General features: G+C 59.9%; 9 protein-coding genes. 3 read left to right on the plus strand and 6 right to left on the minus strand.

The genetic code is table 11. The annotated features are described in order from the left end of the window. Positions 1 to 155: 155 nt before the first annotated feature. Positions 156 to 1,487: a dicarboxylate/amino acid:cation symporter gene (locus ACRESD_RS12165; protein ID WP_431751119.1), complete on the minus strand. Its 1,332-nt coding sequence runs from the start codon at positions 1,485 to 1,487 to the stop codon at positions 156 to 158. 339 nt (positions 1,488 to 1,826) lie between these two features. On the opposite strand from ACRESD_RS12165, the gene ACRESD_RS12170 reads away from it, so the two are divergent. Then, a complete protein-coding gene (locus ACRESD_RS12170; protein ID WP_431751120.1) occupies positions 1,827 to 2,825 on the plus strand; it encodes an AraC family transcriptional regulator in 999 nt (332 codons plus the stop codon). A gap of 120 nt (positions 2,826 to 2,945) precedes the next feature. Here the strand turns inward: ACRESD_RS12170 and ACRESD_RS12175 are convergent, their stop codons facing one another. From ACRESD_RS12175 to ACRESD_RS12185, 3 genes are read right to left on the minus strand one after another with little or no spacing between them, the layout of a single operon-like run. Further along, positions 2,946 to 4,292: an ATP-binding protein gene (locus ACRESD_RS12175; RefSeq protein WP_431751121.1), complete on the minus strand. Its 1,347-nt coding sequence runs from the start codon at positions 4,290 to 4,292 to the stop codon at positions 2,946 to 2,948. Further along, positions 4,289 to 4,966: a response regulator transcription factor gene (locus ACRESD_RS12180; protein WP_060756320.1), complete on the minus strand. Its 678-nt coding sequence runs from the start codon at positions 4,964 to 4,966 to the stop codon at positions 4,289 to 4,291. Before ACRESD_RS12180 ends, ACRESD_RS12175 begins: the two co-directional genes overlap by 4 nt. An 18-nt stretch (positions 4,967 to 4,984) precedes the next feature. Continuing rightward, positions 4,985 to 5,293, minus strand: coding sequence for a hypothetical protein (locus tag ACRESD_RS12185; protein WP_431751122.1), 309 nt, complete (start codon positions 5,291 to 5,293; stop codon positions 4,985 to 4,987). A 136-nt stretch (positions 5,294 to 5,429) separates the two neighbouring features. Here ACRESD_RS12185 and ACRESD_RS12190 point away from each other — a divergent pair, with 136 nt between their 5' ends. Then, complete coding sequence (locus ACRESD_RS12190) at positions 5,430 to 6,146, plus strand: 4'-phosphopantetheinyl transferase family protein (protein ID WP_431751123.1); 717 nt, start codon at positions 5,430 to 5,432, stop codon at positions 6,144 to 6,146. Positions 6,147 to 6,234: 88 nt separating this feature from the next. Here the strand turns inward: ACRESD_RS12190 and ACRESD_RS12195 are convergent, their stop codons facing one another. Both ACRESD_RS12195 and ACRESD_RS12200 read right to left on the minus strand, forming a co-directional pair. Next, the gene (locus tag ACRESD_RS12195; protein ID WP_431751124.1) at positions 6,235 to 7,845 is read right to left on the minus strand and encodes an ATP-binding protein; all 1,611 of its coding nucleotides are present in this window, start codon (positions 7,843 to 7,845) and stop codon (positions 6,235 to 6,237) included. After that, positions 7,842 to 8,567, minus strand: coding sequence for a response regulator (locus ACRESD_RS12200; RefSeq protein WP_431751125.1), 726 nt, complete (start codon positions 8,565 to 8,567; stop codon positions 7,842 to 7,844). Before ACRESD_RS12200 ends, ACRESD_RS12195 begins: the two co-directional genes overlap by 4 nt. 596 nt (positions 8,568 to 9,163) lie before the next feature. Between ACRESD_RS12200 and ACRESD_RS12205 the strand changes: the two genes are divergently transcribed. Then, a partial coding sequence (locus ACRESD_RS12205) for an ATP cone domain-containing protein (protein ID WP_431751126.1) occupies positions 9,164 to 10,583 on the plus strand: 1,420 nt, incomplete at its 3' end.

The raw sequence follows: 10,583 nt of genomic DNA on the forward strand, positions 1-10,583 counted from the left end.
GATCCACACTGTCCACAAAACCTCCTGCAAGCGTTACAACCGATTTACCTACTGTAAAACAAAAGCCATCACCGTGACGCGCCACAAACGCAAACGCCCCGAACCAGTCGGGGCGTTTGCGGATGGCTTCGGCGTCAGTTCACGCCGGCAGCAATTTACTTGATGGCTGGAGCAGGACCTTCGGCCACACCCAGATCATCTTCCGGGCGGGTATCGGAGATCCCGCTACCACCGGACGCCAGTTCGCTTTGCAGCTTGTCGGTGTCCAGCTCCTTGACCCACTTGGCCACAACGATGGTAGCAACAGCGTTACCCACCAGGTTGGTCAGGGCGCGGGCTTCGGACATGAAGCGGTCGATCCCCAGGATCAGCGCCAGGCCAGCCACCGGCAGGTGACCTACGGCCGACAGGGTGGCCGCCAGTACGATGAAGCCCGAACCGGTCACGCCCGCAGCACCTTTGGAGGACAGCAGCAGTACCAGCAACAGGGTGATTTGATGAGTGATGTCCATGTGAGTGTCAGTCGCCTGGGCGATGAACACGGCAGCCATGGTCAGATAGATCGAAGTACCGTCGAGGTTGAAGGAGTAGCCGGTCGGGATCACCAGGCCTACTACGGATTTCTTCGCGCCCAGACGCTCCATCTTGATCAGCATGCGTGGCAGTGCGGATTCGGAGGAGGAAGTACCCAGTACGATCAACAACTCTTCACGGATGTAGCGCACCAGTTTCAACACGCTGAAACCATGAGCGCGGCAGATGGCACCCAGCACCACGACCACGAACAGGATGCAGGTGATGTAGAAGCAGATCATCAACTGGCCCAGTTGCACCAGGGAACCTACACCGTAGGCGCCGATGGTGAACGCCATGGCACCCAGGGCACCGATTGGCGCGAGCTTCATGATCATGTTGATGATGTTGAACATCACGTGGGCGAAGCGATCGATGAAGTCCAGCACCGGTTTGCCGTAAGCACCCAGGCGATGCAGGGCAAAACCGAAGATCACCGAGAACATCAGTACTTGCAGGATGTCACCGTTGGCAAAGGCGCCAACAATCGTGTTCGGAATCACATTGAGGATGAAGCCCACCACGCTCTGGTCTGCACCAGCAGTCACGTAGGCCGCGACTTTCGAGGCGTCCAGGGTCGCCACGTCGATATGCATGCCGGCGCCCGGTTGCACGACGTTGACCACGACCAGACCGATCAGCAAGGCGATGGTGGAAACAATTTCGAAGTACAGCAGCGCGTAGCCGCCGGTTTTGCCGACCGATTTCATGCTTTGCATGCCAGCGATACCGCTGACAACGGTGCAGAAGATGATCGGGGCGATGACCATTTTGATCAGCTTGATAAAGCCGTCACCCAGTGGCTTGAGGGCCACGCCGGTCTGCGGGTAGAAGTGACCAAGCAAAATACCGATAACGATTGCAACGATCACCTGGAAATACAGGGATTTGTACAGTGGCTGACGAGTCGTCATTGCAAAGTTCCTCAATCGTCCCGTGTGGCAAATATCCGCCATTGCCCACGACACTTGAATTGCGAACCCTCCTGCACTGGAGGGATTTGTTGTTTGCGCCGCCGGTAGGTCCGAACCTGCGCTGCCATTTCTTATCGCAAACGCCGTGCCACTTTCGTCAAATCCGCTGAAGGCCTTTAGACATCAGGGCTGAGGATTTTCAAACGTTCTCCACAGCCTCTGACAGGTGGCGGATTTCCGCCCACTCGTCCAATCCCGTCCTACAATTTGGCGGATATCCGCCTTGTCGCACCACCCAGTGATGGCTAACATCCGCCACTCCATGGACGAGGCCCTCACATGCGTGAACGTACCATCGCCAGTCACTACGCCCGGGCGGCCCTCGGTGGTGCGCGCCGGGCGGGCTACGACTATTGCGCCCTGTTGCAACAGGTGGGCATTACCCCGGAGTTGCTGACCGAGCCCCGCGCCCGCATTGCTCCGGAGCAATTCACCCGGCTCTTGCAAATGCTTTGGCTGGCGCTTGACGACGAATACCTGGGCTTCGCCGAGGGGTCGAGTAAACGCGGCACCTTCGCCATGATGTGCCACGCGCTGATTCACTGCCGCACCCTGGAGAAGGCTCTGGAACGCGGCTTATTATTTTATAGCCTATTCCCACAAGGTCCGCGCTGGCAGTTGACAAGAGAAGGCGACATGGCTCGCTTAAGCCTCGATGACTCTCAGCTGTGGGACCCTGATCACTTCCTGAGTGAATGCCTACTGGTGATCTGGCATCGCCTGGGGAGTTGGCTGATCGGCCAGCGAATCCGGTTGCATCAGGCAACCTTCAGCTACCCGATGCCGGCCCATGCCGGCGAGTATGACCTGCTCTTCCCCTGCCCTCAGGAGTTCAGTGCCCCAAGCAGCAGCCTGGTGTTTCCCAGCCGCTATTTGAGCCTGCCGCTGTTGCAGGATGAACGCACGCTCAAGCATTTTCTGGAGCGCTCACCCGCTGACTTGCTGTCACGGCCGGATGAAGGCGACAGCTTGAGCAGCCAACTGCGCCGCTTGTTGAGCCGTGACCGCACCCCCTGGCCGGACCTGGAGGCCGTGGCCCAGCACCTGCACATCAGCCCGCAAACCCTGCGCCGGCATTTGCGGGAAGAAGGCACCAGCTTCCAGGCACTCAAAGATGAACTGCGGCGAGACATCGCCATTTATCACTTGGGAAGGGCCAATTTGTCCTTGCAGGAAATCGCCGAACAACTGGGGTTTTCCGAACCCTCGGCGTTTCATCGGGCCTTCAAGAAATGGACGGGGCTTACGCCTGGGGCCTATCGCGCGCAAGAGAGTTAGAGGCACGTTGACTGGACAGACGCTATCGCGGGCAAGCCCGACTCCCACATTTAATGGTGTGAACCCGATCAAATGTGGGAGCTGGCTTGCCTGCGATGGGGCCCGCACAGCCAGTAGGGATCACAGGGCAGGAAAGTGAATCTTGAACGCCGCCCCACCCAACGGCGAATCCCCCAGGGTCAGGCGCGCGCCGTAGCTTTCAATGATGTCCTTGACCACGGCCAGCCCAATCCCCTGCCCTGGGTGCTGACGATCCAGCCGCTCGCCCCGTTGCAGAATGCGTGCACGCTGGTCCGGTGGTACGCCGGGGCCATCATCTTCAATACACAGCTCGGTGCCTTCCAGGTTTTCCACCAGGCTGATGCGCACTTCGCTCAAGCAGAGCCGATAGGCGTTTTCCAGCAGGTTGCCAAGCATTTCGAGCAGAGCGCCTTTCTCGATGGGCACATCACATTCGTCCGGCAAGTCAAAGGACACCGTGACACGCTTGTCGCGGTATACCTTGTCCAGGGTGTCGCACAGGCTTTGCAACACCGGCGCCAGGCGTACCTGGTGGCGTACCAGGCCACTTTTGCGCAGGCTGGCGCGTTGCAACTGGTAGCCGATCTGCTGGCTCATTCGTTCGATCTGCGATTGCAAAACCCAGGCCTGCCCGCGCTCTTCGGGGCGCTGGGCCATGTCCTCGCTGACACCTTGCAATACCGCCAGCGGGGTTTTCAGGCTGTGAGCAAGGTCGTCAAGGGAATCGCGATAGCGCGCACGCTGCTCACGCTCGCTGTGCAGCAAACGGTTGAGGGAGCCGGTGAGGCGTAGCAATTCGCGCGGGTGTTCTTCGGTAAGGCTTTCGCGAGTGCCACTTTCAATCTGGTCCAGCTCCTGGCTCAAGCGCCGCAGGGCTTGCAGGCCCCATGTCAAACCCAGCCAGAGCAACGTCAACAGCACAAGCAAGGCAGCGCCGAATCCCAGGTAGAGGTTTTCCCGTAGCCCCTCAAGGGTCAGCTGATATTCGCGCACAGGTTGCAGGGCGACGATGCTGAACGCTGCGCTTTTGCCACCGAGCAGCTTGACCTCGACGTCATACACAAAAAACTCCTGACCGTTGGCCTCGCGGATGCGTGCGAACTCATTGCCGCGTCCGTCGTAACGCGGCCGATAGTTGATGTTTTCTTCCTGGGTCGCCCGCGAACGCCACACCAGATGGCCTTCGCGGTCGTAGATATAGCCCAGCAGCCGACTGTCGGTGAGGTTGAAACGCTCATCGGGCAACTGCGCAGGCATCAGCAACCGGTTGTTTTCAACCCGTGCCGCCGAGATCAACGTCGTGACGTCCGAGGCCAGGCGCTGCTCGATAGAATCCTGCAGCGCCAGGCTGAAAGCGCCTTGCATGGCGGGCAACAAGCCCAGCATAAACAGCACGGCCAGGGTGGCGGCCGCCAGCATCAGGCGCACACGAAGCGAGCGAATCAACGGCAGCGCTCATTGAACAGGTAGCCCAAGCCGCGCACGGTGTCGATCGGCTTGAACCCCGCCGGGCCTTCCAGCTTGCGACGCAAGCGGCCTACCAGCACTTCAATGACATTCGGATCGCGCTCGTCATCATCGGGGTAGAGCTGCTCCATCAGACGGTCCTTGGCAACGACCTGTTGGTGGTGGCGCATCAGGTATTCGAGAATCCGGTACTCATAGGCGGTCAACGCCAGGGGCTGCTCATCCAGGGAGGCTTGCTTGCGATTGAGGTCCAGCAACAAGGGACCCGCAACAATCGTAGACTGTGTGAATCCACTGGAGCGGCGCAGCAAGGCATTCATTCGCGCTTCCAGCTCTTCGAACTGGAAGGGTTTGACCACGTAGTCGTCGGCGCCGGCGGCCAGGCCTTCGACTTTGTCCTGCCAGTTGCCACGAGCCGTGAGAATCAGGATCGGGAAGCTCTTGGCCTGGGTGCGCAATTGGCGGATCAGGTCCAGGCCCCCCATGCCGGGCAGCCCCAGGTCGATGATGGCCAGGTCGTGGTTGAACTGGCCGGTCTGGTACAAGGCTTCTTCGGCATTGGCCACGGCTTCGACCACGTGCCCACTGTCGGTCAGGCGGGTCAACAGGTGATGACGCAACAGCGCCTCATCTTCCACCACCAGCAATTTCATAAGGCTCTCCAAGGCGATTCAACTGTCCGACAGAGGGATATCATAGCGGCCCTGCAAGTCTTGCGGGCGCAGTTTAATGCCATTGTATTGGCCCGTCAGGTGTTCGTAGCCGGTGCGGTAGCCCGGTTGCGGGACAGTCTGCCCGAGCAGTCGGCCCCACGGCGCGGCCTGACTACCCGCGCCTTCAAAGCTGACACGGTGGATCAGGTTGCTGGACTTCTTGGTTTTCTCGCCGCCAAATGCCGCAAAGGCACCGTCCGAAGCCTGCACTCCGGCAGTGGCACTGAGCATGGTTAATGCCAACATCAGCTGTTTGATCGCAGTCATGGGGTTACCTCTATGCGTTTGGCTGTTGGAGCCAGACTACGCACGCGCCCCTGAACTCCCCCTGAACGGGCTCTGAACCTCGCCTGAACCGGGGCGGGCTATCCACTGGCGTACCAACTGAAGCAAAATACCGCCCATGACGCCCCTACCCGCTTGCTGCACCCCACTCGATGCCCATTGGCCGCTGCCAGAGCCATTGCCGGGCACGGTATTTCTCAGTACCCGATTCGACCCGGCCTTATTGATTGCCGATGACTTCCAGCGCAGCGCCGTGCCGCCGCCGCCCAGCATCCAGCGCTCGGTGGCCAAGCGTCAGGCCGAGTTCCTGGCCGGCCGCGTGTGTGCCCGCATGGCGCTGCAACAACTTGACCGGCTCAATTGTGTCCCAGCCATCGGCGAAGACCGAGCGCCGGTGTGGCCTGGGCATATCAGCGGCTCTATTACCCACAGCACCGGGCATGCCGCCGCAATCGTCGGCTACAAGACACAATGGCGCGGGCTGGGGATGGACCTGGAGAACCTGCTGAGCCTGGAGCGGGCGGAGCGCTTGGCCGGGGAGATTCTGACGGCTGATGAACTGCAGCGCATGGCGATCCTGCCGCGTGAGCAGATCGCCCTGTTGGTAACGCTGACGTTTTCGCTCAAGGAAAGCTTGTTCAAGGCGCTCTACCCGATTGTGCAGAAGCGCTTCTACTTTGAGCATGCCGAGGTGCTGGCATGGTCCGATGCAGGTCATGTGCGATTGCGTTTGCTCACGGACCTGTCGGCCGAGTGGTGTCATGGCACGGAACTGGAGGGGCAGTTTGCAGTGAATGGAGAGCAGTTGCTGAGCCTGGTTGCCATCGGCGTCTGATAGATTGCTTTCGCGGGCAAGCCCGCTCCCACATTTGACTGCATTCCAAGCTTGGAACTCGGTCAAGTGTGAGAGCGCGAAAGCGGTGTCAGGATTTATCTTGGTCCCTCGGCCAGCTCAGGCTGAAGCACGCCCCGCCCAGGTTGTTGCTCTTGCTGATCAACGCACGCCCGCCGTGCCAATAGATGATCCGCCGTACAATCGACAAGCCCAGGCCGTGCCCGCCCGAGGCACGGGTGCGACTGTCATCCAGGCGCAGAAAGGGTGTGAAGATGCGCTCCCAGGCACTTTCCGGCACGCCCGGGCCATCATCTTCCACATCGATGCGGCAGCGCACCTGACCCACCTGGTAGCTGATCAACACCTGGCCCTGGGCGTGACGCATGGCGTTGCTCACCAGGTTCTGCAAAGCACGGTGCAAGTAACGCGGTTCGGCATCGACCCAGGCGTCCTCCCAATGTGCCGAAGACAGGCACACACCCCGACTCACGTTCACCTGCGGGCGCAGTGGCGACAACTCGCCGATGACCTGATCGAGTAAAGCGTTGAGGTCGATGCGCTGGAAATTCAGCTCCGGCGCACCTTGTTCCAGGCGTGCATAGGTGAGCATTTCGTCCACCAGGCCATCAAGGTCCTGGATATCACTGTCCATCCCCTCCATGTATTTGCGCCGTGCCTCGGGGGTGGCGGCGTCACCGATCATCTCCAGGCCAAAGCGCAGGCGCGCCACTGGGGTTCGCAGTTCGTGGGACACCGCACGCACCAGTTCGCGCTGGATCGCCAGCAACTGCTGCAGGTGCTCAGCCATGCCATTGAAGGCCGCGGCCAGACGCCCGACCGAGTCCGCCCCACGGGCCGGCACGCGCACCTCCAGGCTGCCTTTGGCAATCCGCGTAGCCGCCGCTTCCAGCCCCCGCAGACGCTGCTCCAACTGACGCACCAGGAAATACACGATCAAGCCGATCAGGGTCAGGCTGATCAGTGCAATCAGGATCAGCCATTGCACCGGATAAGGGTTCATTTGATACAACGGGCCGATTTCCAAGACCCAGGGCGTGCCGACCATACCGGCGAACACGCGGATCGAATCACCGCCCTTGCCCAAGGCCATCACCGTATCGCCTTCCGACACACGACGGCGTTGGTCGTCATCCATGTCGGCCTGGTCAAGGGCCATCAGGTGCATCTCGAAGCCAAAACCCTTGGCCTCCTTCAGGTCAGCCAATCGCTGCGGCTGCTCCGCCACCGGGAAACGCACCAGTTCATCAGCCAATAGATAGATAGTCGCGCGCGCCAATTGCTCACTGATCTGCTGCACTTCGCCGGTCAACACCAACGACTCCTGCTCACTGACCAGGCGCAAGACACGTGCGGCATGGGGCCCGGTCTGCTCCACCAGCACCTGGCCGCGTTGCAGGCGATTGCGCTGGGCCAGATCCAGATGGGCGTCATTAAGAGGGCGCAGCTCCAGGGGAATCCCCAGCAAACGCTCCCACACCGCCAGGGCGCGTTGGCGCTCGATGGGGCTCATGGGTTGCAGATTGTCACCCATCAAGGCAAAGGTGCCGTGGGCCAGGCGCTCGCGGTACTGGCCGCTGCGCACCTCATTGAGCAAGTGCAGCGCCAGCACGCCCAGCAGTGCCACCAGAATCAGCGCCGCACACATGCCACCGTAGATGCGCAGGAAGATCGAGTTCACAGCGACATATCGGCAGCAGCTTCGGGGACGAACAAATAGCCTTTGCTGCGAATGGTCTTGATCAGGCGCGGATGAATCGGGTCGTCGCCTATTTTCGGGCGAATGCGTGAGATACGCACATCTATGGAGCGGTCCTGACCGTCGTAGCCAATGCCGCGCAGGGCGATGAAGATTTCTTCGCGGGACAGAATGCGTCCGGCATTCGCCACCAACAGCCATAACAGGTCGAACTCGGCGCTGGTCAGCTCGATACCACCGTTGTGCAGCCAGGCTTCGCGCAAGGCGTTGTCCACCACCAATGGGCCGAATTGCAGGCGGCGCTGGCTCTCCACGGTGACAGGTTCAGGCGGCTCACTACGGCGCAGCAGGGCCTGGATGCGCGCCAATAACAGGCGCGGGCGCACGGGCTTGCACACGTAGTCGTCGGCGCCCATGTCCAGGCCCTGTACCTGGTCCATGTCATCAGTACGTGCGGTGAGCATCAGGATCACGCCATCGTAGTCTTCACGTACCTTGCGGCAGATACTCAGACCGTCTTCACCCGGCAGCATCAGGTCGAGGATCACCAGGTCCGGTTGTTCGGCGATGATGCGGGCCGCGGCCAGTGCACCATCGCTTTCCACCGCTACCTGCAAGCCATTGCTCTCCAGATAATCACGGGTCAACTCGGCCAGTCGCTCGTCGTCCTCGACAATCAATATTTGCCAGGCTTCTTGCTCCACGGGTGATCCTCGTCGCGATATTGAATGTGGGAGGGAGCAAGCCCCCTCCCACTTGATCTTCGCCAGCCACACCTTATTTGTAATGTTTAGTAGGCATAACAAAGACCGATTGTAGCCACGGGCCAGCCCTCTAGCACAAGCCTGGAAATCCACTCGGTGATCGTGTTTTTTTGTGATAGGGTTCGCGCCCTTCGAAAAACGGCCAGTTGTTTTGAGCCCGAAACATTTAATGACAAACGGTTCAATCCAGCAGTAATGCGGCCTACACGGGTATTGAACCTTTCTTACACATTTTACTCACAACGTTATCCACAGGTTACTGCGTTGCTAACCCCTCAAAAACGCATTATCTTGTACCTCGGCGACAGAGAAGACCCTACATGTGGGGTTTTTGACCAAAGCGCCTAACCACACAAGTGGCTCGAAATTCAAGCGCTTTATTTGCTAGCGCGGCGTGGAACCAACAGATTTTCAGTAGACCAAACCGCTCACGCGGATGGCAGCTGTTCTCCATACCCGACATGGAAAACGGTACGGGTGTTGCAGGAAAAAGCCTGGCACTCGCAATCAAATATAGAACGTGGAGACAACCCCCCATGCAAACCGACACAACTCGCGAGAACCCGCAAGGCTCCGTGCCGCAGGCCGCTGATTCAAACCTGGATCTGTCTGCCACTGCACCTGGCCAATTGCGTGTGATCAAGCGTAACGGCACTGTCGTTCCTTACACCGATGACAAAATCACCGTCGCCATCACCAAAGCGTTTCTTGCAGTTGAAGGCGGCACCGCTGCCGCCTCGTCGCGCATCCACGACACCGTTGCCCGCCTGACCGAACAGGTCACTGCGACCTTCAAGCGTCGCATGCCTTCGGGCGGCACCATCCACATCGAAGAAATCCAGGACCAGGTCGAACTGGCCCTGATGCGTGCCGGCGAGCAGAAAGTGGCGCGCGACTACGTGATCTACCGTGACGCCCGTTCCAAGGAACGTGCCGTGCGCTCCCCGGCTGAAGAAGCTGCGGTACAAGCTCACCCATCGATCCGCATCACCCTGGCCGACGGTTCGTTTGCACCGCTGGACCTGGGCCGCCTGAACACCATCATCACCGAGGCCTGCGAAGGCCTGGAAGAAGTCGACGGTGACCTGATCCAACGCGAAACCCTGAAAAACCTGTACGACGGCGTGGCCCTGACCGACGTCAACACCGCGCTGGTGATGACTGCCCGTACCCTGGTTGAACGCGAGCCGAACTACTCGTTCGTGACCGCACGTCTGCTGATGGACACCCTGCGTGCCGAAGGCCTGGGCTTCCTGAAAGTCGCCGACAGCGCCACCCACCACGAGATGGCCGACCTGTACGCCAAGGCGCTGCCTGCCTACATCGCCAAGGGTATCGAATTCGAATTGCTGAACCCGGTCCTGGCCACCTTCGACCTGGAAAAACTCGGCAAGGCGATCAACCACGAGCGTGACCAGCAGTTCACCTACCTGGGCCTGCAAACCCTGTACGACCGTTACTTCATCCACAAGGACGGCGTACGCTTCGAACTGCCGCAAGTGTTCTTCATGCGCGTGGCCATGGGCCTGGCGATCGAAGAGAAGCAGAAAGAAGACCGTGCCATCGAGTTCTACAACCTGTTGTCGTCCTTCGACTACATGTCGTCGACCCCGACCCTGTTCAACGCCGGCACCCTGCGTCCACAGCTGTCCAGCTGCTACCTGACCACCGTGCCGGATGACCTGTCGGGCATCTACCACGCGATCCACGACAACGCCATGTTGTCCAAATTCGCCGGTGGCCTGGGCAACGACTGGACGCCGGTGCGTGCACTGGGTTCGTACATCAAGGGCACCAACGGCAAGTCCCAGGGCGTTGTACCGTTCCTCAAGGTTGTGAACGACACCGCCGTCGCCGTGAACCAGGGTGGCAAACGCAAAGGCGCTGTCTGTGCCTACCTGGAAACCTGGCACATGGACATCGAAGAGTTCATCGAGCTGCGTAAGAACACCGGTG

The sequence above is a fragment of the Pseudomonas sp. genome (assembly GCF_050739995.1).
In the GTDB taxonomy this organism is placed as follows: Bacteria; Pseudomonadota; Gammaproteobacteria; order Pseudomonadales; family Pseudomonadaceae; genus Aquipseudomonas.

Bases quoted from the DNA above. Each gene is read 5' to 3' on its own strand.
- ACRESD_RS12185 (WP_431751122.1), bottom strand. From the start codon at position 5,293: ATGACTGCGATCAAACAGCTGATGTTGGCATTAACCATGCTCAGTGCC.
- ACRESD_RS12190 (WP_431751123.1), top strand. From the start codon at position 5,430: ATGACGCCCCTACCCGCTTGCTGCACCCCACTCGATGCCCATTGGCCG.
- ACRESD_RS12170 (WP_431751120.1), top strand. From the start codon at position 1,827: ATGCGTGAACGTACCATCGCCAGTCACTACGCCCGGGCGGCCCTCGGT.
- ACRESD_RS12180 (WP_060756320.1), bottom strand. From the start codon at position 4,966: ATGAAATTGCTGGTGGTGGAAGATGAGGCGCTGTTGCGTCATCACCTG.
- ACRESD_RS12165 (WP_431751119.1), bottom strand. From the start codon at position 1,487: ATGACGACTCGTCAGCCACTGTACAAATCCCTGTATTTCCAGGTGATC.